The organism is Zoogloea dura (assembly GCF_012927165.1).
GTDB classification, from domain to species: domain Bacteria; phylum Pseudomonadota; class Gammaproteobacteria; order Burkholderiales; family Rhodocyclaceae; genus Zoogloea; species Zoogloea dura.
Map to the genome: position 1 here is coordinate 20,912 of NZ_JABBGA010000021.1, position 23,515 is coordinate 44,426.

General features: G+C 67.8%; 24 protein-coding genes. 9 read left to right on the forward strand and 15 right to left on the reverse strand.

Annotated features, from left to right (window positions below; all coding sequences use genetic code 11):
- Positions 1 to 133 precede the first annotated feature (133 nt).
- Positions 134 to 925, forward strand: a complete 792-nt coding sequence (locus HHL15_RS19860) for a 2-keto-4-pentenoate hydratase (RefSeq protein WP_169147622.1) — start codon at positions 134 to 136, stop codon at positions 923 to 925.
- 19 nt (positions 926 to 944) lie between these two features.
- On the opposite strand, the gene HHL15_RS19865 is transcribed toward HHL15_RS19860, so the two are convergent.
- Positions 945 to 1,352: a hypothetical protein gene (locus tag HHL15_RS19865; RefSeq protein ID WP_169147555.1), complete on the reverse strand. Its 408-nt coding sequence runs from the start codon at positions 1,350 to 1,352 to the stop codon at positions 945 to 947.
- A gap of 163 nt (positions 1,353 to 1,515) precedes the next feature.
- Here HHL15_RS19865 and HHL15_RS19870 point away from each other — a divergent pair, with 163 nt between their 5' ends.
- From HHL15_RS19870 to HHL15_RS19880, 3 genes are all read left to right on the forward strand, one after another.
- Entirely contained in the window at positions 1,516 to 1,656 is a 141-nt protein-coding gene (locus HHL15_RS19870; protein ID WP_169147556.1) for a hypothetical protein, read from the forward strand.
- Positions 1,657 to 1,676: 20 nt separating this feature from the next.
- Positions 1,677 to 2,408 (forward strand): hypothetical protein, encoded by a 732-nt coding sequence (locus HHL15_RS19875; protein ID WP_169147557.1) that lies wholly within the window; start codon positions 1,677 to 1,679, stop codon positions 2,406 to 2,408.
- 121 nt (positions 2,409 to 2,529) lie between these two features.
- On the forward strand, positions 2,530 to 3,519 hold the full coding sequence (locus HHL15_RS19880) for a DUF6976 family protein (RefSeq protein ID WP_169147558.1): 990 nt from the start codon (positions 2,530 to 2,532) through the stop codon (positions 3,517 to 3,519).
- Between the two features lie 56 nt (positions 3,520 to 3,575).
- On the opposite strand, the gene HHL15_RS19885 is transcribed toward HHL15_RS19880, so the two are convergent.
- From HHL15_RS19885 to HHL15_RS19905, 5 genes are all read right to left on the reverse strand, one after another.
- A complete protein-coding gene (locus HHL15_RS19885) occupies positions 3,576 to 5,765 on the reverse strand; it encodes a putative bifunctional diguanylate cyclase/phosphodiesterase (protein WP_169147559.1) in 2,190 nt (729 codons plus the stop codon).
- Positions 5,762 to 6,538, reverse strand: coding sequence for an oxygen-binding di-iron domain-containing protein (locus HHL15_RS19890; RefSeq protein WP_169147560.1), 777 nt, complete (start codon positions 6,536 to 6,538; stop codon positions 5,762 to 5,764). Before HHL15_RS19890 ends, HHL15_RS19885 begins: the two co-directional genes overlap by 4 nt.
- A gap of 34 nt (positions 6,539 to 6,572) precedes the next feature.
- Positions 6,573 to 8,189, reverse strand: a complete 1,617-nt coding sequence (locus HHL15_RS19895) for a methyl-accepting chemotaxis protein (RefSeq protein WP_169147561.1) — start codon at positions 8,187 to 8,189, stop codon at positions 6,573 to 6,575.
- 248 nt (positions 8,190 to 8,437) lie between these two features.
- Positions 8,438 to 9,073, reverse strand: coding sequence for a response regulator (locus HHL15_RS19900; RefSeq protein WP_169147562.1), 636 nt, complete (start codon positions 9,071 to 9,073; stop codon positions 8,438 to 8,440).
- Complete coding sequence (locus HHL15_RS19905; RefSeq protein ID WP_169147563.1) at positions 9,070 to 10,191, reverse strand: sensor histidine kinase; 1,122 nt, start codon at positions 10,189 to 10,191, stop codon at positions 9,070 to 9,072. The genes HHL15_RS19900 and HHL15_RS19905 overlap by 4 nt, the downstream gene beginning before the upstream one ends.
- A 163-nt stretch (positions 10,192 to 10,354) precedes the next feature.
- On the opposite strand from HHL15_RS19905, the gene HHL15_RS19910 reads away from it, so the two are divergent.
- The 4 genes from HHL15_RS19910 to HHL15_RS19925 all read left to right on the forward strand — a co-directional run bounded on the left by HHL15_RS19910 (position 10,355) and on the right by HHL15_RS19925 (position 13,394).
- Positions 10,355 to 11,257, forward strand: coding sequence for a lytic transglycosylase domain-containing protein (locus tag HHL15_RS19910; protein WP_206198878.1), 903 nt, complete (start codon positions 10,355 to 10,357; stop codon positions 11,255 to 11,257).
- Between the two features lie 79 nt (positions 11,258 to 11,336).
- Entirely contained in the window at positions 11,337 to 12,767 is a 1,431-nt protein-coding gene (locus HHL15_RS19915; RefSeq protein ID WP_169147564.1) for an aldehyde dehydrogenase family protein, read from the forward strand.
- 12 nt (positions 12,768 to 12,779) lie between these two features.
- Positions 12,780 to 13,226: a potassium channel family protein gene (locus HHL15_RS19920; RefSeq protein WP_169147565.1), complete on the forward strand. Its 447-nt coding sequence runs from the start codon at positions 12,780 to 12,782 to the stop codon at positions 13,224 to 13,226.
- Positions 13,227 to 13,241: 15 nt separating this feature from the next.
- Positions 13,242 to 13,394, forward strand: a complete 153-nt coding sequence (locus HHL15_RS19925; RefSeq protein WP_169147566.1) for a hypothetical protein — start codon at positions 13,242 to 13,244, stop codon at positions 13,392 to 13,394.
- Here HHL15_RS19925 and phaP read toward each other — a convergent pair whose 3' ends face one another.
- The 4 genes from phaP to HHL15_RS19945 all read right to left on the reverse strand — a co-directional run bounded on the left by phaP (position 13,395) and on the right by HHL15_RS19945 (position 16,346).
- Positions 13,395 to 13,958: a phasin family protein gene (phaP, locus tag HHL15_RS19930; RefSeq protein WP_169147567.1), complete on the reverse strand. Its 564-nt coding sequence runs from the start codon at positions 13,956 to 13,958 to the stop codon at positions 13,395 to 13,397.
- A 259-nt stretch (positions 13,959 to 14,217) separates the two neighbouring features.
- Positions 14,218 to 14,763 carry a lipopolysaccharide transport periplasmic protein LptA gene (lptA, locus tag HHL15_RS19935; protein WP_169147568.1) on the reverse strand — a complete coding sequence of 182 codons (546 nt, stop codon included), beginning with the start codon at positions 14,761 to 14,763 and terminating at the stop codon, positions 14,218 to 14,220.
- Positions 14,760 to 15,344: an LPS export ABC transporter periplasmic protein LptC gene (lptC, locus tag HHL15_RS19940; protein ID WP_169147569.1), complete on the reverse strand. Its 585-nt coding sequence runs from the start codon at positions 15,342 to 15,344 to the stop codon at positions 14,760 to 14,762. Before lptC ends, lptA begins: the two co-directional genes overlap by 4 nt.
- Before the next feature lie 9 nt (positions 15,345 to 15,353).
- A complete protein-coding gene (locus HHL15_RS19945) occupies positions 15,354 to 16,346 on the reverse strand; it encodes a KpsF/GutQ family sugar-phosphate isomerase (RefSeq protein ID WP_169147570.1) in 993 nt (330 codons plus the stop codon).
- Positions 16,347 to 16,422: 76 nt separating this feature from the next.
- On the opposite strand from HHL15_RS19945, the gene HHL15_RS19950 reads away from it, so the two are divergent.
- A complete protein-coding gene (locus HHL15_RS19950; protein ID WP_169147571.1) occupies positions 16,423 to 18,396 on the forward strand; it encodes a monovalent cation:proton antiporter-2 (CPA2) family protein in 1,974 nt (657 codons plus the stop codon).
- A gap of 99 nt (positions 18,397 to 18,495) precedes the next feature.
- Here the strand turns inward: HHL15_RS19950 and HHL15_RS19955 are convergent, their stop codons facing one another.
- The 5 genes from HHL15_RS19955 to HHL15_RS19975 form a co-directional block, all read right to left on the reverse strand.
- On the reverse strand, positions 18,496 to 19,152 hold the full coding sequence (locus tag HHL15_RS19955) for a prepilin-type N-terminal cleavage/methylation domain-containing protein (RefSeq protein WP_169147572.1): 657 nt from the start codon (positions 19,150 to 19,152) through the stop codon (positions 18,496 to 18,498).
- 146 nt (positions 19,153 to 19,298) lie between these two features.
- Positions 19,299 to 20,009, reverse strand: a complete 711-nt coding sequence (locus HHL15_RS19960; protein WP_169147573.1) for a prepilin-type N-terminal cleavage/methylation domain-containing protein — start codon at positions 20,007 to 20,009, stop codon at positions 19,299 to 19,301.
- 14 nt (positions 20,010 to 20,023) lie between these two features.
- Complete coding sequence (locus HHL15_RS19965; protein WP_169147574.1) at positions 20,024 to 21,223, reverse strand: hypothetical protein; 1,200 nt, start codon at positions 21,221 to 21,223, stop codon at positions 20,024 to 20,026.
- The gene (locus HHL15_RS19970; RefSeq protein WP_169147575.1) at positions 21,223 to 21,558 is read right to left on the reverse strand and encodes a hypothetical protein; all 336 of its coding nucleotides are present in this window, start codon (positions 21,556 to 21,558) and stop codon (positions 21,223 to 21,225) included. Before HHL15_RS19970 ends, HHL15_RS19965 begins: the two co-directional genes overlap by 1 nt.
- An 81-nt stretch (positions 21,559 to 21,639) precedes the next feature.
- Positions 21,640 to 23,424, reverse strand: a complete 1,785-nt coding sequence (locus HHL15_RS19975; RefSeq protein ID WP_169147576.1) for a GGDEF domain-containing protein — start codon at positions 23,422 to 23,424, stop codon at positions 21,640 to 21,642.
- Positions 23,425 to 23,515: the final 91 nt, after the last annotated feature.

The following is a 23,515-nucleotide window of genomic DNA, read 5'->3' on the forward strand; positions in this document are numbered from 1 at the left end:
AACGCTGCGCCGGGGTGATGGGATGGCTTGATTGCTGCGGCGCACAAAGGCATCATCGCGATCCCTCCCCTAGCGAACGATCGGAGTGGGCGCCTATAAGCCTGCCCGGTGTTCTCCCTGTAAAAACATGAACATGCACCACGCCCTGATCGCCGAGTTGGGCGATGAACTGTTGGCGGCCCTGCAGGAAGGCCGCAGTATTGCGCCGCTCACCGAGCGCCACCCCGAGCTGGGTGTTGACGACGCCTACCGTATCTCCCGCTATGTGATGGCCCGGCGCGAGGCGCTGGGCGAGAAGGTGGTGGGCAAGAAGGTGGGGGCCACCAGCGCGGTCGTGCAGCAGATGCTCGACGTGCATGCGCCGGACTTCGGTTTTCTCACCGATGCCATGCAGCACCCCGACGATGCGGCCATCTCCCTGTCCCGCTGCGGGCTGATCCAGCCGCGGGTCGAGGGCGAGATCGTCTTCAAGCTCAAGGCCGACCTGGTCGGCCCCGGGGTGACCCGCGAGGCGGTGATGGCGGCCACCGAGTGGGTGGCGCCGGGCTTTGAGATCGTCGATTCGCGCATCGACGACTGGCAGATCCGGATGGCCGATACGGTGGCCGACAACGCGTCCTGTGGCCTCTTCATCGTGGGGCAGCGCCAGACCCGGCCCGATGACCTGGACCTGGCGTCGCTGCGCATGGAGCTGTGCCGCAACGGCGAGCCGGCCGGCAGCGGCCTCGGAGCGGCCATCCAGGGCCACCCGGCCGAGGCGGTGGCCTGGCTGGCCAATACCCTGGCTGGTCTGGGTATTCCGCTGCGGGCGGGGGAGCTGGTGTTGTCCGGTTCGATGGGCCACCTCACACCGGTGCGGGTCGGTGACCGGCTGGCGCTGGAGATCGACATCCTGGGCGGCTGTTCGGTGCGCTTCGTGCGCTGAGCCTGGGCGGGTGGCGGGCTCAGCCGTGGCGGCTGGCGAGGTCTTTCTCGAAGGCCGCGATCACCGCTTCGTCGCGGCTGGCGTAGGACTCGCCGGGATGTTGCTGCCAGTTCTGGTCGGTCAGTGGGGCGAGGTCGGCCTCATCGGCGAAAGCGTGGATGAAGCGCTCGCCGGGCGTCTTGTAAACCGTGAACAAGGCGTTGGAATAGACCACCGGCAGGGGCATGCTGAGGGCCCCGATCTCCACATCGTAGAGTTCGCAGGCAGCGTTCAGCGCGTTGTCGTAGCTGTCTTCAAACGGGCAGTCGTGGTAGTTGTCGGCGTTGATCTCGACGCCGGCCGCCTCGTATACGTAGCCATTGGCCTGGGGCACGTGCCAGATGGCGAAGTCGATGTGCTCGAATACCTTGGTGACGCTGTCGTTCATTGTTCTTCCTTGAAGTCTGGCCGCCATTGTAATGGCCTTTTGTAATGGCCTCTTGCGCGTGCCCCGGCGGGGGCATGGCGTGGTACAGGTGCCCTGATTTGAAACACTGTGCCGTGGCGGGTGGCCTGCAGTTGTCCACCCTCGTGACATGGTGCAACACGGCATGAACCGCCATGCCCGCGGCGCGGCGCGGCCTATCCCGCGCCGGGCCCCGCCGCGGGCCTGCCTGCACGCCGCTGGCATGGGGCTTGCCCATCTCTCCGCCATCCCCGCTGCCCTGGCGGGGGCGCTTTTCCTGTGCTAGATGGGAGGTGGGAGATGGGTATGGCAGACGCAATGGGCTTGTGGCGGCAGTTGCTGCAGATCCAGGAGCCGTGGACGGTGCGCGAGTGCCGCGCCGACGAGTTCAACCGCTGCATGGAGATCTGTGTCGGGGTGGAGGCGCCGCGCGGCTGGTTCCGCCTGGGGCGGGCGACAGCCGCCGGCGAGGAGTTCGTGTGGCGGCATACCGGCTTTGGTGACTGGCGGGTGCGCCTGCGCGTCATCGTGCCGCAGGGCAGCGAGCCGCCGCGCCATGCCTGGGCCGGCGAGGCCGGCATGCCCTTCACCCGTGCCCTGGATCGCCAGGTGCTGGCGCTGCTGGGCGAGGGCGTGGGCATGACCGGGGTGTGTTCCCTGCTGGACATCCCCATGTCGGAGCTGTGGCGCTACCGCCATGCCCTCGACAGCGGCAAGCACGGGGTGTCGGTGGACGCTTACGCGGCGAGCACGGCGGTGCCGGCGCCGGCCGCCAACGAGCCGGCCGGCAATATCTCGTCGCGGGTCCCCGACGCGGCCGACCCGGTGTGGCAGCGCCTGGTGGATGGCAGCCTGGACATTGATGTGCGGGTGCTCGGCCTGCAGATGCTGCTGTCGCGCCTGCGCAGCCAGGCCGCCCTGATCGCCGACGAGCAGGTGCTGGCGGTCAAGCTGCGCGAGCTGCACCGCTACTTTGTGCGGCATGAACGCATGCTGGCCCACGAACTGGGCCAGATGTGCCTGGCGGAGGCGGCATGAGCGCCGCCCGGCCGCCCGAAGGCGCTCGCACCGCAGCCCGCCTGGGCGTAGGTAAGCTTATGAGCGCCGCCCGGCCGCCCGAAGGCGCTCGCATCGCAGCCCGAAGGACGGAGGTAATCTTATGAGTAGAGGAACGATGATCAACCGCCTGATGACGCCGGACGAGGCCGCCGGCCTGATCCGTGAAGGGCGCCTTCTGATGCTGGCCGGTGACGAGGCGGCCCTGCGCCGGTTGCCGGCAGGCAACTGGATAGGCGGCACCATCCCGTACTTCATGGACGACACGGGTGGGGTGAGCAGCCGCGAGCGCCTCTTCGTGACCGAGGTGCCGGTGACGGCCGGTGCGCCGCAGCTGCGCTTCTACGATGTGGCAGGGCTCGACCAGCTGTGCGTGGACGGGCCGGACAATGGCTACAGCTTGATCATCATTCCGGCCTTCTCGGCGGTGCATTCCCTGTATGCGCGGCGTGCGCCGGCCTTCGAGGACATGTTCATCAAGCCGGTCGCCGGCTGGGTGGCGGGCTGCCACCTGGACGATCTGGGGCGGGCCACGCCGCAGGTGGTGCTGGGCAGCGGCCCGCACTTCGACTCCGAGCGGGCGGTGGTGATGCACGTGCCCCTGCCTGACGAGGCCTATGCCCGTATCGACATCCTCAATGCCATGACGCAGGGCGGCGAGGACAGCCTGCGCTTTGCCGAGACGGGGTTTTCGGCGTCGGCCTGCACGGTGAATGGCGAGCCGCGCAACCTGGCGGAGTACCTGCTGGCCCGTGGGGCGGACACGCGCCTGCCGCTGGTGGCGGACTACGGCGGCGCGTCGGTGAATGTGTCGATCAAGGCGATCGACGGGGCTGCCGGCCGGGTGGATTTCTATGCCCCGGTGTTCGATGACGTGGAATATCGCCTGGCTGCGCCGGTGGACTTCTCGGTTCCGCCGGTGGAGGAGGGGATGGAGCCGGCCTTGTGGTCGTGCAACTGCATCCTCAACTATGCCTACTGGGGCCTGGAGGGGCGCAGCACCGGCACGCCGCCCGGGCCGATGAGCTTTGGCGAGATCGCCTACCTACTGCTCAACCAGACCCAGGTGTGTCTGCGTATTGGCCGAGACTGAGGTACGGAACTGAGGGGCGGGACTGAGCGGGCAGGGCCGGGGCGCGACCCCGGCCTTCAGTGGATGCGCGGGGCGGGGACGCCCAGGTGGAAGCCCTGGGCGTAGTCCACCCCCATCTCCCGCAGGGAGGTGAGGATCTCTTCGGATTCGACGAACTCGGCGATGGTGAGGATGCCGAGCTCCTGGCACAGGCGGGTGAGGTTGCGTACCAGGATGGTGTCCACCTTGGAGCGCACGATGTTCTTCACGAAGGCGCCGTCGATCTTCACATAGTCGAAACTCAGCTCGCGTAGGTAGTGGAAGGAGTTGTAGCCGCTGCCGAAGTCGTCCAGCGCAAACAGGAAGCCCTTCTTGCGCAGGTCGCTGAGGAATTTGCGCATGTGGGTCATGTCGCCGATGGCGTCCCGCTCGAGGATCTCGAAGACGATGACGCTGGGCGGAATGCTCAGCTCGGTGCACAGCTGCTCGGCGTAGCCGAGGATGCCGCGGCCCTGGATCTCCTGCGCCGACAGGTTGATGAAGAGGCGGAAGGGGGCCTGGCCGGAGTCGAGCCGGGCGCGGGCGGCGCGCAGGGCCTGCTCGATGATGGTGCGGTCGAGATCCCGCCCGAGGCCGTATTTCTCGATGGTCTCGATGAACATGCCGGCCGACAGGGTGCGCCCGTCGGGCTCGATGATGCGGGCCAGGGTTTCGCAGGCGATGGGCTCGCCGGTGCGCACGTCGATGATGCGCTGGTAGAAGGGGACCACGCGGCCTTCGCGCAAGGACAGGCGCAGCTTCTCGGCGTAGTCGCGGGTGAGGCGGCTGGCCTGGATGCGGTCTTCCACCGACTCCAGGGTGCCGATGCCGTCCTTGCCCAGCTCCTTGGCGCGGTACAGGCCGAGGTCCACCCCGGCCATCAGGTCGGAGAGGCTGCGGGCGTCGTTGGGATAGGTCACCACGCCGATCGAGGTGGTGACGTGGAAGCGCCGCCCTTCCTCGCTCTCGAAGGTCATCTGGCGCAGCTCGGTGCGCAGTTTTTCGGCCACGATCATGGCGCCGTCGGCGCCGGTCTCCACCAGGATGATGGCGAACTCGTCGCCGCCGATGCGGGTGGCCAGGTCGCCGTTGCGCATGATCGAGCGCATGCGCTCGGCCACCTGCTGCAGGACCCGGTCGCCGCAGGGGTGGCCGTAGGTGTCGTTGACGTCCTTGAAGTCGTCGAGGTCAAGCATCAGGATCGAGAACTGGTGCTTGTGGCGCTCCGAGCGGCCGACTTCGTAGCCGAGGATCTCGTTGAAGTAGCGCCGGTTGTGCAGGCCGGTGAGGGGGTCGTGGGTGGAGTAGTACTCGAGCTCCGAGAGGGTCCGGTTGAGGGCCTTGGAGGAGCCCACCACCATTACCATGACCGCCAGGATGGAGTGGATGACGCTGCTCTCCTGGGGCGTCAGCTCGTCCATGGAGGCGTAGGCGATGCCGAGCAGGCCGGCCAGGTTGGAAGCTTCGATGTCCTGCACCGGCACGGTGATCATGCGGATGTTGTCGATGCTGCCGACGTCCCGCCCTTTGCGCCCGGGCACCTGGAACTCCTCGATGTCCAGGGCCACGTCGGGCGGCAGCTTGAGGTGGGACACCATGTCGCGCGACAGGTTGTTGCGGGCGGCGTCCTTCACCTCCTGCGGAAACGTCCCCATGTAGTAGATGTACAGCGACAGGGCGTTCTCTTCCGCGAAGGCGATGAAGAACAGGTCGAAGGGGAAGTAGTCGTGGAAGCCCAGCAGCACCTCCTGCACGAAGGCCTTCCACTGGGTGACCTTCTCGTGCGACAGCACGATGGTCTCGAGGACCTGGCTCTGGCGCTCCAGGAGGTCCTTCTCCAGCAGGGTGCCGGCCAGGCTGCGCGAGGTGCGGTCGAACTCGAGCATCGCCTGCTGCAGGTCGAGGGCGTTCTGCTGCCATTTGCGCCGGCGCTCGTCGAGGAGCAGGTTGAGGGTGCGGTCCAGGCGCTCGCAGCGAGCCACCGAGCGGGCCAGCCCGGAGGTGATGGCGGCGCGTTCCTCCGCATCGAGGTTGAGCTTGCCGATCTGGTCGATGGCGGTGCGCAACCCCTCCAACAGCTCGATGTGGGTGCTCTGCGTCATTTCGGTGACGCTGGAGGCGAAGCGGCGGTTGCGGGTCTGGTTCTCGAAGAGGGCCGCGAAGTTCTCGAGGACGCGCTGGCGCATCGCCTCCTGGCCTTCGGGCAGTAGCGGGACGATGGAACTCATGCGTTGTCGATCCCCCGGAAGCGGCCGGCCGCTTCCATCAGGTCCACACCGCATTCGAGGTGCTGGAACCACTCCAGGAAGGCCGGCACCGCGGCGCCGCGGTAAACGGGGCCGTGCTGCGGCGCGATCATGTCGATGGGCAGCTTCGACACCATGTCCACCCACAGGCGGGTCGCCCGGTTGGACGCCATGTAGCGGCGGTGGAAGCCTTCGATGTACGGCAGGTGGGCCTGGAAGTCGTCCACATAGGGCGTGTCCACCCCGTCGGGCATCATGGCGGCGCCGATGTCGCCGGTGAAGAGGATGCGCGAAACCGGGTCGTACACGTTGATCTGCCCTTCCGAATGCAGGAAGTGGGCAGGCAGCAGGTCCAGGTGGAAACCGGGCGTGATCTCGCAGTGCATGCCCTCGTCGGGCACCCCGACGAAGCGCTCCATGGAGGGCAGGCCGTAGTGCGGCAGGAAGCGCAGCCAGATGCGCGACACATACACCGGGGCATTGCTGATCTCCAGCCAGGTGCCAAGGCCGCCGACGATGTCCGGGTCCTGGTGGGAGAGCATGATGGCCTTGAGCGCATCGGGGCCGATGTAGCGCAGCATTTCCGACAGGACGCGCGGCATCACGCCGAAGCCGCCCGGGTCGAGGAGCACGCCGTGCTCCCCGTTGACGATCAGGTACTGGTTGGAGCGGATGCCGTCTTCTTCACCGGGTTCGCTTTCGTTCAGCAGGATGAAGCGGTGGTTCTCCGTGCTGAACAGGGGGATGTTGCGCATGCAGTTGTTTCCTAAAATATTACACTTCTGTTAATCAGTGTATCGTGAATCCTTCGATCAGGGCTTTGAGGCGGCCTGAAGTGTGAAGGAGTTCCTGGGCGGCCCGGGTGGCGCAGCGCGCGGCTTCCTGGTTGTCCTCGATACGCTGGGTGATGCGTTCCATGCTGCGCGCCACGTCCTCGCTGGCCTGGGTCTGTTCCACCGTGGCGCTGGAGATCTGGCGCGACCTCTCGGTCACTTCGTCGGCCGCGCCGGTGACGTTGCCCAGGTCGCCGGCGCCTTGCTGCAGGTGGCTGATGGTGGCCTCCACTTCGCGCCGGGCCGATTCCATGGCCTCCACCGCCAGCCCCGACATGGCCTGGATCTGGTCCACCGTGGTGGTGATCTCGCGGGTGCTCGAGGCGGTGCGTTCGGCCAGGGTGCGCACTTCGTCGGCCACCACCGCGAAGCCGCGCCCCTGCTCGCCGGCACGGGCGGCCTCGATGGCGGCATTGAGGGCCAGCAGGTTGGTCTGGCTGGCCAGCGCCGAGATGACGCCGGTGATGTTGCCGATCTGCTGGATTGCTTCGGAGAGGGCGGTCACGGTGGCGCCGGACTGGGCCATGGCATCGACCACCTGACGGGTCATCGACATGGTCTGGCCGATGCGCTGGTTGCCGGTCTCGATCAGGGACTGGACCCGGTTGGCCGCGTCGGAGGTGTCGGTGGCATTGCTGGCCACCTCGCGCACCGACACGCTCAGCTGTTCGGTGGCGGCGGTGACGCTCTGGGCATCGTCGAACTGGTGCGCGGACTGTTCGCTGACCTGGGCGATCTGCTGCTCCAGGTCGCGGCTGCGGGCTTCGATGGTGTCGGCCGTCGTGGCGATGTCGTCGAGCATGGCCAGCAGGTTCACCTGCATGCCGGCAAGCTGGCAGAACAGCAGGCCGGTTTCGTCCCGGCTGGTGACGTCCACCTCGTTGGTCAGCTTGCCCTCGGCGACCCGGTTGAAGAAGTCGACGGCGCGGCTCAGCGGGCGGTCGATCTTGATCGTGAAGTAGATGCCGATGGTGATGGCAGCGAGGCTGTTGAGCAGGGCCGCGGCACCCACCACCGGCAGCATGTCGGCATTGAGCAGGCCGGCCAGGGCCGGCACGGCGAGGCCTGCGGAGAGCAGGGAGATCCCCCCCATGATGGCCCACAGGCGGGTGCTGAAGGACAGGCGGCCGAGCAGGCCGGGGCGCACCACCGGAAAGTCGGCGCGCTTCTCGCGCACCTGCTGGTACAGCGCCTCGGCCTGGCGCACCTGCTCGCGGCCGGGTTCGGTGCGCACCGACATGTAGCCGACGACCTGCCCGTCCTTGCGGATCGGCACCACCGCCGCCTTGACCCAGTAGAAGTCACCGTTCTTGCAGCGGTTCTTGACCAGGCCATGCCAGGGCAGGCCGCTCTTCAGGGTGCCCCACAGATCAGCAAAGGCGGCGGGTGGCATGTCGGGGTGACGGACCACGTTGTGGTGCTGCCCGATCAACTCCGCCCGGCTGAATCCGCTGATCTCGATGAAGGCCTCGTTGGCATAGGTGATCACGCCCCGGGTATCGGTCTTGGACACCAGGTAGCGCCCCGGAGGGAAGGAGATTTCGCGCTGGCTGACAGGCTGGTTGATCTTCATGGGGGTCCCTCTCTGGCGTGGGGGGCCGACTCGAATGAAGTCGGACTAGGTGTTGATCCGGGGCGCGCTACACACAATGGGTCAATCTACTTGTCTCGTTCAAACGATATCAGTCCGGGGGACAGCTGTATGTCAGGATTTCCTGAATCGAGAGAGGGGTAATGCAAGGCGGGGGTAGGGGGCGTGTAGGGGCGGCTGAAGCCGCCCCTACACATAACTACACACCTACATGCCCCTGCCCGATCCGCTCAGTCGCCTGTCAGGCCGTGGCGGATGGCGTAGCGGAGCAGGTCGGCGTTGTTGTCGATGCCGAGCTTTTCCATCAGGCGCATCTTGTGGGTGCTGACCGTCTTGGGGCTGAGATGCAGGCGCTCGGCGATGTCGCCGAGGGCCTGCCCGGCGGCGATGCCCGCCAGGACCTGGTTCTCCCTGTCGGACAGAGCCAGGTGCGGCGCCGCGCCAGGCTCCGCGTGTGCCACGGCGTGGGGCCGGCACTGCAGGGCCGGGTCCACGAAGCGCCGTCCCCCGGCCACCAGGCGGATACCGTCGAGCAGCACCTCGGGCTCGCTGCCCTTGGTGACATAGCCGTTGGCGCCGGCCCTGAGGGCGCGGTCGATGATCTGCCCTTCGTTGTGCATGGACAGGACCAGGATGGGCAGGGTGATGCCGCCATCGCGCAGGCTGCGGATCAGGGCTACGCCGGAGAGGCCGGGCATGGCCATGTCGAGTAGCAGGACGTCGGCCGACACGGCCTTGAGCTGGCCTGCGATCTCCTCGCCCCGGGTGGCTTCGCCGGCCACCGTGATGTCGAGGGTGGTGGCGATGATCTGCGTCAGCCCACTGCGGACGATGGCGTGATCATCGGCGATCAGGACCCGGATCATGTCGGAGCCGCGTCCAGCAGGGGGATGAAGATCGACAGGCTGACGCCTGCGCCCGGGGCGCTGTCCAGGCGCAGGTTGCCCCCCAGGGCGCGAACCCGCTCTTCCATGCTGAGCAGGCCGAAGCCGCGCGACGGGGAGGGGGTCTTGGGGTTGAAGCCGCGGCCGTTGTCCTGGATGTGCAAGCTGAGGTGCGTCTCCGCGCTGCGCAGGGCGATCTCCACCTCGCTGGCCTCGGCGTGACGGACCACGTTGGTGAGGGATTCCTGCACCACCCGGAACACGACGGTGGCCCGGTCTTCGTCGAGCTCGATGTCTTCGTTGCCGATGTCGAGACGGCAGCAGATGCCGGAGCGGAGCTCCAGGTCTTCGGCCAGCCACTCGAGGGCGGCCGCCAGGCCCAGGTCGAGGGCCGCGGGGCGCAGGTTGCTGGAGATGCGCCGCACCGTCTCCATGGTGTCGTCGAGCAGCCCGCCCATGCTTTCGGCCAGGCGCAGCAGCTCCGGGTTGTGGCCGAAGCCCAGGCGCAGCAGCGAGATGTCCAGCTTGAGGGCGGTCAGGCGCTGGCCCAGGTCGTCGTGGATCTCCCGGGCGATGTGCGTCCGTTCGTCTTCGATGAGTTTCTTCTGGTGGGCAGAGAGGGTGCGCAGGTCGTGTTCGACCCGCTTCTGGTAGTCGATGTTGAGCATCTGTCCCAGGGTGCTGGTGACCCGGCCGTCCTTGTCCAGTACCGGGCTGACCACCATCAGCGCCCACACCACCTGCCCGTCCTTGCGGATGTAGCGCTTCTCTTGCTGGAAGCGGTGCTCGTCCTGCCCCAGCACGCGGGCCCGGCCGCGCAGGTTCTCGTCGAGGTCGTCCGGGTGGGTGATGTCCTGGTAGCAGCGCTTGAGCAGCTCTGCCTCGCTGTAGCCGGTGAAGTCGCACATCGCCTGGTTGACCCGGATGTAGCGGCCCGCCGGGTCAGCCACGGCCATGCCGATCGAGGCACCGTCGAAGGTCTCGCGCAGCAGCTCCCGGTCGGCGTGCCAGGCGGCGCGGGTGCGCAGCAGCAGGGCCAGCAGGGCCGTGGCGGCGAGGCTGGCGAGGAGGGCGAAGGCGAGGGGCGCGGAGGGGTTCATGGGGGCTGATGTGATTTTCGGCGCATTCTGCTGTGAAGAAGGGTTCCGCGGGAATAAATCGAGGGCCGACCCGTGCGTTCGTCACGCTCCCGGCGGGGGCGTGCCTGCATCATCCGTGCCGAACCCGACCCCTGCATGAAGCCGCCCCTTGAACATATCCTCCATGTCCCAGTTGCTTTCCTCCTGCCTGCGCCGCCTGTCCCTTGCCGCGACCCTGGCGCTTGCCGCCGCGGGCAGCCAGGCCGGCATGCGTGATGCGGGCGTGGGCGAGGCTCCGGAGTGGAGCGACGAGCCGCCGGCCCTGGCGCGCCTGCTGGAGAACGGCTTCCGTGCCGAGCTGAACCGGCAGCCCGGCCAGGCCGCGGCCAGCTACTGCGCCGCGGCCCGGGACGGTAGCGTGGAGGGGCAGTACCGCCTGGGGCGGATGTACCTGAATGGCCAGGGCGTGGCCCGCGATGTACAGATCGGCGCAACCCTGATGTCCATCGCGGCCCAGCGTGGCCATGAGAAGGCCCAGACCGAGGCGACGCCGCTGGCCTCCGCCGAGAAGCTGCCGGACTGCCTGATCACCGGCAAGGCGCCGGAGGTGATGCTGGCCGACAACGGTGAGCCGGTGCCCCATGAGGTGGTGGAGCGTTTCGTCAAGGCCCTGCCGGCCGACAAACGCCGCAACGCCCAGCTGGTGCAGAAGCTGGCCGTGCGCTTCAACGTGGATCCGCGCCTGGCCCTGGCCATCGTGCGGACCGAGTCCAACTTCGACGCGGGTGCCCGCTCGCCGAAGAACGCCATGGGCCTGATGCAGCTGATCCCCGACACCGCCGAGCGCTTCGGTGTGCGTGATGCGCTGGACCCCGAGCAGAACGTGCGCGGCGGCCTGGCCTACCTGCGCTGGTTGCTGCAGCAGTTCAAGGGCGACGTGGCCCTGGCTGCGGCCGCCTACAACGCAGGGGAAGGCAATGTGGCGCGTTACAAGGGCGTGCCGCCCTTCGCCGAGACCCAGGAGTACGTGCGCCGCGTCCTCGCCTTCTATCGTTCGCCGCGCCACCCCGAGGTGCTGCGCGGCTGATTTCTGCCGGGCCCCTTCACCGGGCCTGTGCCTTTCCTGTACTTTCTCTCCGCATCCATAACAACAGGGTACGGAGAACATGCACCTTCAACAGTTTTACATTGGCGGCCAATGGGTCGCCCCGAGCGGCACTGCGCGCCTCGACGTGATCAACCCGGCCACCGAAGAGGCCGTGGCGAGCATCGCCGCAGGTGGCCCGACCGATGTGGAGCGCGCCGTGGCAGCTGCCCGCGCGGCCTTCCCGGCCTATGCCGCCACCTCGCGGGAAGAGCGCCTGGCACTCTTCGAACGCATCGCCGTAGCCTACAAAAAGCGCTTCGACGACATGGCCAAGGCCATCTCGGCCGAGATGGGCGCGCCATACAAGCATCTGGCCAGCAGCGCCCAGAGCGGCTCCGGCCTGAACCACTTCAAGGCGGCCGCCCGCGCCCTGGCGGAATTCGAGTTCGAGTACAGCCAGGGTGACACCCGCATCCTGCGCGAGGCCGCCGGCGTGTGCGCGCTCATCACCCCGTGGAACTGGCCGGCCAACCAGATGGCCTGCAAGGTCGCCCCGGCCCTGGCGGCGGGCTGCACCATGGTGCTCAAGCCCTCCGAGCTGGCGCCCCTGTCGGCCATCGTGCTGGCCGAGATCCTCGACGATGCCGGCGTGCCGGCCGGCGTGTTCAACCTGGTCAATGGCGACGGCGCCGGCGTGGGCGCCGTCCTGTCGGCCCATCCGGACGTGGACATGGTGTCCTTCACCGGCTCGACCCGGGCCGGGCGCGCGGTGATGAAGGCCGCCGCCGATACCATCAAGAAGGTCTCCCTCGAGCTGGGCGGCAAGTCGGCCAACATCCTGCTCGACGACGCGGACTTTCCGCGGGCGGTGAAGCAGGGCGTGCTGACCCTGATGACCAACAGCGGCCAGAACTGCAACGCACCCTCGCGCATGCTGGTCCCGCGCGAGCGCCTGGCCGAGGTGGAAGCCCTGGCCGCGGCGGCTGCCGCCAAGGTGGTGGTGGGGGATCCGCAGGTGGAGACGACGACCATGGGGCCGGTGGCCAACCGGGCCCAGTTCGAGCGGGTCCAGGCCTTCATCTCCGGTGCCGTCGCGGAAGGTGCGCGGCTGGTGACCGGCGGCCCCGGGCTGCCGGAGGGGCTGGAGAAGGGCTTCTTCGTGCGCCCGACGATCTTCAGCGGCGTGACGCCGGCGATGACCATCGCCCGGGAGGAGGTCTTCGGGCCAGTGCTGGCCATCCTGCCCTACGCCGACGAGGAGGAGGCCGTGCGCATCGCCAACGACACGGTATATGGCCTGTCGGGCTATGTGTCCTCCGGTGACCCGGCCCGCGCCCGCGCGGTGGCGCGCCGCCTGCGTACCGGCAACGTCCATCTCAACGGCGCGCCGCTGGACAGCAACGGCCCCTTCGGCGGCTACAAGCAGTCCGGCCTGGGCCGCGAGTGGGGGGGCTGGGGGCTCGAGGAGTTCCTCGAGGTCAAGGCCATCCTCGGCTTCGGCGAGGCTTGAGGCCGCTCGCCCATGCTGCTGGTCGCCCTTGTCTGCCTCGGCCTGCTGGTGCTCACCACGGTGATCCACTACGAGGTCCTGCGTGGCTTGTCGAATGTGCTGCCGGGGCTCGAGATCCGGCCGCGGGCCAAGCTGATCGTGGTGATCGTGGCGGCCTTCGTGGCCCATGTCATCGAGATCGTCCTGTATGCGGCGGCGATCTGGATCTTGGTGCGCTTTCCGGCGCTGGGTTCCCTGGGCGATTCGGCCCGTTTCGGCTTTGACGTCTCCCTGTATTTCTCGGCGGAGACCTTCACCTCCCTGGGCTACGGCGATGTGGTGCCGGGAGGTGACCTGCGACTGCTGGCGGGGGCCGAGGCCCTCAATGGACTGCTCCTGATCGGTTGGTCGGCGTCTTATGCTTACATCGCCATGGAGCGCTTCTGGAACGGTGGCCCGGCTGTCGGGCCGGAGCGCTGAAAGGGGAACTGCAGCATGCGTCTGCAGGTGGTGGAGGACGACCTGGTCAGGGGCGACACTGCATCGACTGATGTGACAAAAAAACCCGCCGTGCTTGCGCAGGGCGGGTTTTTTTCGCTTGTCCGGGTGACGCCCGGGGGGCGTCACCGGCAAGAAGGGTTTGCCTGATCAGGCAGCCTTCTTGGTGGACTTGGCGGGGGTGGAGGCGCTGACGGCCTTGACGGTGGCGCTGGTGGCAGCGGCAACGTTGGCTTCGGCGATCTCGGCGACTTGCTTGGCGGCCTTGGTCACGCTGTCGTAGGCGGAGTTGGCGGCGGCGATGGCGGACTTCACGGCAGCCACGGCAACGTCGGAACCGGCGGGAGCGGACTTGGCGGCCTTGTCCAGAGCGGCGGCGAAGGTCTTGTTGGCTTCAGCCACTTGAGCTTCGAACAGCTTGGAGACTTCTTCCTGGGTCTGGGAGGCGATTTCGTAGATGCTGCGGGAGTAGGCAACAGCCTTCTCGACCACCGGCTGGGCCAGGGCGGTTTGCAGGGACACGAACTCTTGCACGTCCTTGGCGCCGAGCAGGGCCTTGGCGGAGGCAACGCTGTCTTCGAGGACGGCGCGGGCGGTGTTCAGGTTCAGGGCGGCGATGCGCTCGGCGCTGGCGAAGGCGGTGTTGGCCAGGGTCAGCAGGGTTTCAACATTGGCCTTGTTGGCGGCGACGATTTGCTCGGGGGTGGTGGTCATGACAATCTCCTTGAGTGAATGGGCGAATTACAGTCCAGGTTTGCAATGCCCCGGTTTGGTGCGCTGCAACATGGTGTTCATTATATGCACACAAGAAGGGCTGTCAACATCTTTTTGTTGCGACGCACAAAAGCTTTTTCTGCTCTTAATATGCTTGAAAACAAAAAGCTTTTTCGTTTTTTTTCGATCGGCCGGAGCATGCGGTGGAGATCAAGGCTGCATGCGGGTTTCCAGCCGGTCGAGGGGGGCTGGCCGGTGCTCAGGGGGTGCTGTCGCCTTCCTTTTTCTTCGGCTGGATGGTGACCTGGACGCGACCTTGCTGGCTGGGCACGGTGGTGGCGTTGGGGCCGTTGGTGACCACGTAGGTTTCGGTGACGCCGTTGAACTGGATGTACTGGCCGCGGACTTCGTCGGTGCCGCTCTTGACGTGGGCGCGCTGGAAGAACTGGGAGAGTTCGCTGCGGGCGTCGTGCTCGATGCGCTCGCCTTCGCCTTCGACCCATTCGTTCTTGCCTTCGCGCTTCTGGCGGAAGCGGGCCAGGCCGCCTTCGCCGCCGGTGGCGACGCCGCGCTGGTAGCCCTCGACGTCCTGGGTGACGACCAGCTTGTCGCTGCGGATGGTGAGGGTGCCCTGGGTGAGGACGACGTGACCCGTGAAGATGTGGATCTTGTTCTTGTCGTCCACCGTGACCTTGTCGGCTTCGATGCCGACCGGCTTGGAGCGGTCGGCCTTCTCGGCGTGGGCGGAGAAGGGGACGGCCGCGAGGAGGGCGAGGAGGGCGATCTGCCGGAGTGCTGTTTTCATGGTTTCGGCACGAGAAGGTTTCGGTAGAGGATGCCGCGCACCTTGCCCTGGAGGCGAACCTCGCCGACGAGGTTGTCGCTTTCCATGCGTTCGGCGTCGATCACGGTGGTGCCCTGGGTGAGGGTGACGGGCGCTTCGGTGCGCATCTTTTCGTCGTCGGGCCACACGGTCATGCGCTGGGTGCGCAGCGTGGATTCGGGTTTGCCGGGCGTCGCGGCGCGTCGCAGGAAGACCTTGTCGGTCATGACGACCGTTTCGCCGTCCTTGCTGACGGTGGCGAACTCGGATTCCATGCGTACCGGCTCGGGCCGGTTGAGGTAGTCGAGGCGCGGACGGACGAGTTCGGTGCTTTCGTCGTCGCCATAGTGGACCATGCGGTCGGCGACGAGTACGTACTGGGTCTTGCCGTGGATGTCGAAGCGCCGCACGGTGAGCTTGTCGGCGGTGAAGTCGGGCTCATGGCGGGTCTTGTCGGTTTTGACGACGGGTTCCTGCTGGGTGACCCGGTCGAGCCACACGCTGACCCCGGCCAGCAAGGTCAGGACGAGGACGGGAAAGAGGCTGAGGCCGCGGTTGGTCATGGGCTGGGCTCAGATTACCTTGGCGCGCATCAGGTCGTGGTGGTTGAGGGCGCCGACCAGCTTGCCGTCGGGCCCGGCGACGAGCAGCTCGCTGATGCGCAGGCGTTCCATCATCTCGGCGGCTTCCACTGCCAGGGCGCCGGCGTGGATGGTCTTGGGCTTGCGGCTCATTACGTCGGCGATTCGGGCGGTGCTGAAGTTGCAGCCGCTGGCCAGGGAGCGGCGCAGGTCGCCGTCGGTGTAGATGCCGACGATGTGTTCGTGGGCGTCGACGATGGCGGTCATGCCGAGCCCGGCGCGGGTCATCTCCATGAGGGCGTCGGCGAGCAGGGCTTCTTCGGCCACCCGGGGGACGTCACCGCCGCTGCGCATGACGTCGGAGACGTGGGTGAGCAGGCGCCGGCCAAGGGCGCCGCCCGGGTGCGAGCGGGCGAAGTCGTCGGGACCGAAGCCGCGGGCGTCGAGCAGGGCCACGGCAAGGGCGTCGCTGAGGGCGAGGGCGGCCGTGGTGCTGGCGGTGGGTGCCAGGTTGAGCGGACAGGCCTCTTCGCGGACGGCGCCGTTGAGGTGCACGTCGGCCTCGCGCGCCAGCGGGGAGTCGGGGTTGCCGGTGAGGGCGATGAGGTGGGCGCCCTGGCGCTTGACCAGGGGCACGATCTTGAGCAGCTCTTCGCTGCTGCCGGAATACGAGATGGCCACCAGCACGTCGTCGGCGGTGATCATGCCGAGGTCGCCGTGGGCGGCTTCGGCGGCGTGCACGAAGTAGGCGGGGGTGCCGGTGCTGGCCAGGGTGGCGGCGAACTTGCGGCCGATGTGGCCGGTTTTACCGATGCCGGACACGATGACCCGGCCGGGGGAGGCGAGGATCAGGTCGACGGCGCGGGTGAAGGTTTCGTCCAGTTGCCCGGCCAGGGCCTGCACGGCCTCGGCTTCGATGCTGAGGACGCGGCGGGCGAGGTCGAGCACGCGGGCATGCGCAGCGGCGAGAGGGGCTGAGCTCATGGGCGACGTGGGTATAATCGGGCGAAGAAGTATATCAGAACGACTATTCGGCCCGACCCGGGGCCCTTCCCTGCCTATGCATACGTTTGAGCTGGTGCTCGCCCTGCTCGCCGGCTCCGTGCTGGTGGTGGGGATCTTTCGTTCCCTGAATCTGCCGCCGGTGCTCGGCTATCTGATGGTGGGAGCGGCCGTAGGGCCCCACGCCATGAACCTGATGCCGGATACGGGCGGCGCGCGTGCGCTGGCGGAGTTCGGGGTGGTGTTCCTGATGTTCACCATCGGGCTGGAGTTCTCGCTGCCGCGCCTCTACAGCATGAAACGCATCGTGTTCGGCCTGGGCGCCATGCAGGTGGTGGCCTGCATGGTGGTGGTGATGCTGGCGGGGGCGGTGCTGGGCCTGGGCTGGGGGGCGAGCTTCGCGCTGGGCGGGACGCTGGCAATGTCGTCCACCGCCATCCTGTCCAAGCTGCTGTCCGACCGGCTGGAGCTGGATTCAAAGCACGGGCGCGAGGCGATCGGGGTGCTGCTGTTCCAGGATCTGGCGGTGGTGCCTCTGCTGATCCTGATCCCGGCCTTGTCGCGGCCGGCGGATCAGTTGATGACTACCCTCGCGCTGGCTACCGTGAAGGCAGTGGTGATGCTGTCGCTGGTGCTGTTCCTGGGCCAGAAGCTGATGCGCCGGTGGTTCTTCCTGGTGGCGCGGCGGCGCTCGGCCGAGCTGTTCATGCTGAATGTGCTGTTCATCACCCTGGGGTTGGCATGGCTGACGGAAATCGTGGGCCTGTCGATGGCGCTGGGGGCCTTTCTGGCCGGCATGCTGATTTCCGAGACCGAGTACCGCTACCACGTGGAGGAGGACATCAAGCCTTTCCGTGATGTGCTGCTGGGTCTGTTCTTTGTGACGGTGGGGATGTTCCTGGATGTGGGGCAGATCATCGTCAGCCTGCCGGCGGTGCTGGCCATGCTGGCGGCACTGCTGCTGGTGAAGTTCATGGTGGCCGGCGGCGCCTCGCGCCTGATGGGCAGCCCCCAGGGCACGGCGGCGCGTACCGGCTTGTGGTTGTGCGCGGGCGGTGAGTTCGGTTTCGTGCTGCTGAGCCAGATCGACGAGGCCCGGCTGTTGCCGCCGGCCTTGTCCCAGGTGGTGGTGGCGGCCCTGGTGCTGTCCATGCTGCTGGCGCCGCTGGTGGTGCAGTACAGCGAGAAGATCGTGCTGCGCCTGGTACCGTCGGAGTGGATGAGCCGCTCGCTGCAACTGACCAATATTGCGACCCAGTCGATGTTCGTGGACAAGCACGCCATCCTGTGCGGCTTTGGCCGTAACGGGCAATACCTTGGCCGCCTGCTGGAGCAGGAGGGGATCACCTATATCGCGCTGGACCTCGACCCGGAGCGGGTGCGGGAGGCGGCTGCGGCGGGCGAGACGGTGGTGTTTGGCGATGCGGCCAAGCGCGAGACGCTGGTGGCCGCGGGGATCTCGCGGGCTTCGGTGGTGGTGGTGACCTATGCCGACACCGATGCGGCCCTGCGTGCCATGGCCCAGATCCGCGCAGTGCGGCCGGATGTGCCGGTGGTGGTGCGCACGGCCGACGAGGTGGACCTGGAGAAGCTCAGGCTTGCAGGTGCCGCCGAGGTGGTGCCGGAGGCGGTGGAGTCGTCGTTGATGCTGGCCTCCCACGCGCTGGCCCTGCTGGGGGTGCCGTTGCCGCGCATCCTCAAGCGCATCCGGGAGATCCGCGCCGAGCGCTACCACCTGCTGCGGGGGATCTACAGGGGCGGCGAGCATCTCCACGAGGAGGCCCTGGAGGAGCGCCAGCAGAACCGCCTGCATTCGGTGGTGATGGCGGCGGGGGCCCATGCCATCGGCCATTCACTGGCCGAACTGCACCTGGGAGAGACCGGGGTGGAAGTCAGCGCCGTGCGCCGCCAGCGGGTACGCATGGTGGACCCGCTCCCCGAAACCCGCCTGGAACTGGACGACGTGCTGGTGCTCCTCGGCACCCCGTCCCAACTGGCCCTCGCCGAAGCCAGGCTGTTCAAGGGCATGTAGGTGCAGGGGCGGCTTCAGCCGCCCGCGGACTTCGTTCAACGGCCTGCGCTTGATCTGCGCACGGCGGGCGGCTGAAGCCGCCCCTACATGCCCCCTGCATCAAAACGATGTACACACCGTGTATTGCGCGCTGTCCGTCAGTTCTGCCGGGAGCACCGCATTGCCGCTGGCGACGCTGCCGGCGAGCAGGCGGACGCTGCCGCTGTTGGGCTGACCGTCGTCCATGGTGGTGTCGATCTGGCGGGCGAAGTTGCCGTTGAGGTTGTCCTGGCAGACGAAGAAGCTGCCGGCCCAGCCGCTGATCGGAGTCTGGCCGGTGATGCCGATGCGGCCGCCCATGGCATTGCGGGGCAGCCAGTCGAGCAGGACGATGCCTTCGGCGGCGGGGTTGCGGCTGTCACCGGTGGCCAGGTTGGCCAGGCGGACGTGCTGCCAGAACAGAACCGCCTCGTCGCTGGCGACGCTGGAGTTCCAGGGGCCGTCGATGCGCCCGTTGCCGACGCTGCCACCGGTGCTGGCCTTGATGGCGCCGCCGAGCCGGTTGGTCACCCCGGGGTCGTCGCCCGGCATGGCCCGGAAGCGGTCCTGGTAGGCATAGACGTGGGTGGCGGTGGAGCGGAAGTCGCTGACCATGCTCTTGACCTTGGCACTGTTGATCAGCTCCTGGCCCTTCAGGACGCCACCCAGCAGCAGCCCGATGATGACCAGTACGACGGCGATTTCGACCAGCGTGAAGCCCGCATTTGTCCTGTGCATGGTGTCTCCCCTTTTTTCCTTGCCGGCCGGATGGCCAGGCAGGTGTTGGTTTGGACTGCCATGTTAATGCCATTGGAATTATTTGGCGCGGGCTGTTGGGTGGCGTTATGAAGAGTTAACAGAGTTTTTGAATATGGAGGCCGGGTTCAGGGTGCAGGGAGCTTGCCGGCGCTGCTCAGGTGGTAGGCGATCAGATTGGGTGAGAGCCAGGTGAGGCGGTCGTCGAAGGCGCCGCCGGGCGCGTCGGGGTTTTCGGAGAGGGGCCGGCTGTAGAAGCGCTTGCCATCGGTGGCGGCATTGCGGGCTTCGTCGCTGTTCGTGATGGGGGGCGACAGCACGCTGCCATCGGCGTGGGTGGCGCCGAGGCCGTTGGCCCCGTGGGACAGAATGACGGCGGGCGACTGGCCGGTGGTGGTGGTGAGGCTCAGCTCGGCGCCGTCGAGGTTGCGGGTGAAGACTTCGAGCTTGCCGTCTTCGAGTTTGGTCAGGGGTTTGTCGGCGTAGGTCGGGGTGACGACGTAGCGCAGGCGCCGGGACCAGCCGTCCTCACCGCGGATGCCAAGGGTGGCCCAGGGCAGCAGGCCGTTGTACTGGGTGCACAGCGTGCCGCTGAGGGCCTCCGCGCCGTCGGCAGGCCCTTTGGCCGGGCAGGGCAAGCGGTTGTAGCGGACAAGGTGGCCGAGCAGGGCGTCCCGGGCTTCGGCCAGCGCTTCGTCGGTGCGTTGTTCGGCCTGGCGGGCGATGCGGGCGGTGAGCCCGGCGGTAAGGGGGCCGGCGAGCAGGGCCAGGATGAGCAGCACGACGGCCAGCTCGACGAGGGTGAAGCCGGCGGGGTGGCGGGCGGAGTGTTGGGGCATGGGTTCAGGCGGGGTCAGGGCAGGCAGAGTGCGACGTCTGTGGAGGCCGGGCTGAGGCGGGCGCTGAAGGGCAGGTTGATGCGATCGCTCAGCGGGGCGAGGGTGCCGGCGCCAAGGGCGGCCAGGGTGGTGTCTTCCAGGTAGGCGCCCGGGTAGGCCGGGTCGGTGGGGGGGAGGCGCGGCTGGCTGGCCAGGCGCTCACCGCCGAAGATGAGGGCGCCCCGGCAGCGGGTGAGCAGGCGTCCGGCCAGGCAGTCGCTGCCGTCAGCGCAGCGGGCATAGCGCATGAGGCCGGCCCAGTTGGCCACCGGGTCGCGCAGGGTGTCGCCGCGGCACGGGCCGCTCAGCCCGTTGAGGGCGGGCAGTCGGCCGATCCGGACAGGGCCCAGGAGCTGGTTGCCGGCCGGAGCCGGCAGGCCGCTATGGAGCAGGCAGTCGGCCGTTGCCTGGAGGACGCCCTGGAGGTAGCCGGCATAGTTGCCGCGGCTCTTGAGGGGCAGGTAAAGGTCGGTGATGGTGATGACGGCGATGCGGTCGTTGCTGTCAGGGGAGGCGGCCTGCAGATCTGTGGTGCCGCTGGCGGCCGGTGTGCCAATGGCTTCGACATAGGCGCTGAGCTTGGCCGCGTCCGGGTCGCCGCCGCAGCGGCCGGGCCCGGCCTGGCGTTGTTGTGAGGGAAGCGGCGGGCCGGGGGCGATGATGACGGCGGCGGCCAGACCGAGCGGGTCGCCGGGCAGCGCAACGGTGCCGCCGGATTGATCGACGAGGCGGAAGCTGCCGGTGCTGTCCCAATTGAGGGCGGTGGGCTTGGGATTGTTCTTGACGTTGCCGGAGACGGCGTACCACAGGCATTCGCCGGCGCCGTCGCGGAGGTCGGGCAGGTTGAGGGTGAGCCAGGGCAGGCGACCGATGACGGCCCGGCCCTGGTTGCCGCAGGTCTCGGCGGAGCCGTCGCCGTCGAGGTCGGGGCAGGGCAGGTAGCCGTAGTCGGCGTTGGGGTGACCTTGTTCGCGGTAGGTGGCGGCGAATCCGATGAGGGCCTGGCGGGCGCTGGCGAGGGCGCGGGTGCTGCGGATCTCGGCGGCGAGCCGGCGGGCGGCTTGGTCGGCGGGCGTGTTGTGGTGGGCCAGCAGCCAGCCCAGACCACCAAGACCGAGCAGGACGATCAGGGCCGGCAGGATCATGCCGCGCTGGGGGCTGGCTGCGCCGGGCATCAGGGAGGGCTGGCCGGCGGGGTGCCGACGCGCAGGCGGTGCGTGCGTCCGTCGGCGGTGGTGATGAGGGCGCTGCTGTCGCGCAGGCGGATCCGGGATGCCTCGCCGGGCGTGGCCTTGCCGTCGAGGAAGAGGGTGGGCGGCCCTTCGCTGCGGGTGATGATGCCGTCCAGGCGGGGCGGCGGCGAGGGGGGCTCGGCCCTGCTGAGGGGCTGCTCCATGCGGGCGCGCTCGGCCGGGGTGAAGAAGAGGCGCCCAAGAGGTTCTGCCCGCACGCCGGGGCCGGCGACGAGAAGGGTGATGGGCAGGAGTATGCGTATCGATGTGTATGGCATGTCGATACGAATTTAGCATAAAGCCGGCGCGGGGCCGGCTTTTTGCTCTGTACTGCCGGCCCGGGTGGGCACCCGATGCTGTCAGGGGGCGGAGATGACCCGGTTCTTGCCGGAGCGCTTGGCGATGTACATGGCCTTGTCGGCCCGGTCGATGGCGGATTCGGGGGTTTCCTCGGGGCGCATCTGGACGACCCCGGCGCTGAAGGTGATCAGCAGCTTCTGCTGGCGGGCCAGGAAGAAGCGCTTGGTGAGGGCGCGCTGCAGGCGGACCAGGGTGCTCACCGCGCTGTCGAGCTGGGTGTCGGGCAGCAGGATGACGAATTCCTCGCCGCCGTAGCGGGCAACGGAGTCCTGTGGGCGGACGTTTTCGCGGACGACTTCGGCGAGGTGCTGGAGGGCCTCGTCGCCGGTCTGGTGGCCGTGCTGGTCGTTGATGAGCTTGAAGTTGTCCACGTCGAGCAGGCCGATGCACAGCGCCGAGCCGCGGCGCTGGGCCAGGGCGGTCTCGCGGGCCAGAGCTTCATCAAGGCCCTTGCGGTTGAGCACGCCGGTGAGGGGGTCGTGACGGATCAGCTCGCTGGTTTGTTCGAGTTCGATCTGCAGGCGGGTTATTTCGCCATTGGCGTGGTTGACGCGGGAGCGCAACTCATCGAGTTCCTGGCGGGAGCGGCGGGTGGATTCCTGCACCGTCCGGGTTTCGCGCATGACCTCGTCGATGACGTCGGTGAGCTCGCTGATGTCGGCGGCCCCGGCAATGCGCTCGGCGCACTTTTCGATCTTGTCGTGGTAGTCGCCGGTGGATTCGGAGAAGTCGCTGAGGCGATCGACAAAGCGGGCCAGCATCTCCTTGAGCCGGGCCTGGGCTTCGCTGAGCTCGTTCTTGAGGGCGCCCTGGCGGTTGATGACATCACGCAGGCGGGTTTCGAGTTCGCCGAGGATGCGGATGTCCAGCGGGTGGTCGAACATTTCGCCCATCAGGGCGAGCTGGCCCTGCAGCCAGCGATCGTCCACGACCAGCTGGCTGATGTTGTCGAGGATGAGGTGGAGGACGCGTTGCAGGGCGTCGCGCAGGGCGTGCTGGTCTTCGGCGGTCCAGTCCAGGCTGGCGCGCAGGCGGTCGAGGCGCTCGCGCAGGGATTGGGGGGCGGAGGTGCCGCGGATGGCGCTGGAGAGTGCTTCGGCCTCGCTGGCCAGGTCGGGGTCGGCTGGGCGGACCTGGCTGGCCAGGCTGGCCAGCAGGGTGGCCAGCATGTCGGCAAAGGCCTGATCGCTGCCGCCAGCCGGGGGCGTCGGGGCGAGTTCCATGACCGGAGCCGTCGCCGGTGCTGCGGCCGGGGCCGTGGCAGCAGGGGCGGCGGCGGTTGCATTGCCGTTGCCGGGGAGTTCTTCATCGCCATTGCGGGACCACGAGCGCAGCAGGCCTTGCAGGCGTTCGTGGAGTTTTTCGGGGTTGTTGCCGGAGGCATTGAGCACCCGGTCGAGCATTTCGCGCTTGCGGGCCTGGGTCAGGCCGGCCTGGCGGCGGTCCCATTCGGCGATGAGGTCGCGCAGCAGGCTGCCCCAGTTGAGGTCGAGCTGCTCGCTGCGGGTGAAGCCCTCGATGAGCACGCTGCGCATGGCGGCCCAGTCGGACTGGGCGACCGAGGCTTCAAATTCGCGCACCAGGCGCAGGGATTCGTGGTTGTTGCGGGGCAGGGCTGCGGCAATGAGCTTGAGGGCGCGCTCCGGGAAGACATCCTCGGCGATCGAGCCGGCGATCTCGTGGTACAGCGAGCGGTAGTTGTCCGGAGTCGGGGCGATGCGCCGCAGGGCGAGCTGGCGCAGGGTTTCACGGGCAACGTCAGACGGCTGACTGGTGTCGGTCATTTTGGCTCGGCGAGGGAAGGAGGGGCGTTGGTTCATCCTGCGGCCTGCGGGTTTGCCATGCCATTCGTATGGCATGGGGCTGGGTCGCTAA

What these genes read in the sequence shown, in the direction of transcription:
- HHL15_RS19860 (WP_169147622.1), top strand. Translation starts at nt 134, where the DNA reads ATGCACCACGCCCTGATCGCCGAGTTGGGCGATGAACTGTTGGCGGCC.
- HHL15_RS19865 (WP_169147555.1), bottom strand. Translation starts at nt 1,352, where the DNA reads ATGAACGACAGCGTCACCAAGGTATTCGAGCACATCGACTTCGCCATC.
- HHL15_RS19870 (WP_169147556.1), top strand. Translation starts at nt 1,516, where the DNA reads ATGAACCGCCATGCCCGCGGCGCGGCGCGGCCTATCCCGCGCCGGGCC.
- HHL15_RS19875 (WP_169147557.1), top strand. Translation starts at nt 1,677, where the DNA reads ATGGCAGACGCAATGGGCTTGTGGCGGCAGTTGCTGCAGATCCAGGAG.
- HHL15_RS19880 (WP_169147558.1), top strand. Translation starts at nt 2,530, where the DNA reads ATGAGTAGAGGAACGATGATCAACCGCCTGATGACGCCGGACGAGGCC.
- HHL15_RS19885 (WP_169147559.1), bottom strand. Translation starts at nt 5,765, where the DNA reads ATGAGTTCCATCGTCCCGCTACTGCCCGAAGGCCAGGAGGCGATGCGC.
- HHL15_RS19890 (WP_169147560.1), bottom strand. Translation starts at nt 6,538, where the DNA reads ATGCGCAACATCCCCCTGTTCAGCACGGAGAACCACCGCTTCATCCTG.
- HHL15_RS19895 (WP_169147561.1), bottom strand. Translation starts at nt 8,189, where the DNA reads ATGAAGATCAACCAGCCTGTCAGCCAGCGCGAAATCTCCTTCCCTCCG.
- HHL15_RS19900 (WP_169147562.1), bottom strand. Translation starts at nt 9,073, where the DNA reads ATGATCCGGGTCCTGATCGCCGATGATCACGCCATCGTCCGCAGTGGG.
- HHL15_RS19905 (WP_169147563.1), bottom strand. Translation starts at nt 10,191, where the DNA reads ATGAACCCCTCCGCGCCCCTCGCCTTCGCCCTCCTCGCCAGCCTCGCC.
- HHL15_RS19910 (WP_206198878.1), top strand. Translation starts at nt 10,355, where the DNA reads ATGTCCCAGTTGCTTTCCTCCTGCCTGCGCCGCCTGTCCCTTGCCGCG.
- HHL15_RS19915 (WP_169147564.1), top strand. Translation starts at nt 11,337, where the DNA reads ATGCACCTTCAACAGTTTTACATTGGCGGCCAATGGGTCGCCCCGAGC.
- HHL15_RS19920 (WP_169147565.1), top strand. Translation starts at nt 12,780, where the DNA reads ATGCTGCTGGTCGCCCTTGTCTGCCTCGGCCTGCTGGTGCTCACCACG.
- HHL15_RS19925 (WP_169147566.1), top strand. Translation starts at nt 13,242, where the DNA reads ATGCGTCTGCAGGTGGTGGAGGACGACCTGGTCAGGGGCGACACTGCA.
- phaP (WP_169147567.1), bottom strand. Translation starts at nt 13,958, where the DNA reads ATGACCACCACCCCCGAGCAAATCGTCGCCGCCAACAAGGCCAATGTT.
- lptA (WP_169147568.1), bottom strand. Translation starts at nt 14,763, where the DNA reads ATGAAAACAGCACTCCGGCAGATCGCCCTCCTCGCCCTCCTCGCGGCC.
- lptC (WP_169147569.1), bottom strand. Translation starts at nt 15,344, where the DNA reads ATGACCAACCGCGGCCTCAGCCTCTTTCCCGTCCTCGTCCTGACCTTG.
- HHL15_RS19945 (WP_169147570.1), bottom strand. Translation starts at nt 16,346, where the DNA reads ATGAGCTCAGCCCCTCTCGCCGCTGCGCATGCCCGCGTGCTCGACCTC.
- HHL15_RS19950 (WP_169147571.1), top strand. Translation starts at nt 16,423, where the DNA reads ATGCATACGTTTGAGCTGGTGCTCGCCCTGCTCGCCGGCTCCGTGCTG.
- HHL15_RS19955 (WP_169147572.1), bottom strand. Translation starts at nt 19,152, where the DNA reads ATGCACAGGACAAATGCGGGCTTCACGCTGGTCGAAATCGCCGTCGTA.
- HHL15_RS19960 (WP_169147573.1), bottom strand. Translation starts at nt 20,009, where the DNA reads ATGCCCCAACACTCCGCCCGCCACCCCGCCGGCTTCACCCTCGTCGAG.
- HHL15_RS19965 (WP_169147574.1), bottom strand. Translation starts at nt 21,223, where the DNA reads ATGCCCGGCGCAGCCAGCCCCCAGCGCGGCATGATCCTGCCGGCCCTG.
- HHL15_RS19970 (WP_169147575.1), bottom strand. Translation starts at nt 21,558, where the DNA reads ATGCCATACACATCGATACGCATACTCCTGCCCATCACCCTTCTCGTC.
- HHL15_RS19975 (WP_169147576.1), bottom strand. Translation starts at nt 23,424, where the DNA reads ATGACCGACACCAGTCAGCCGTCTGACGTTGCCCGTGAAACCCTGCGC.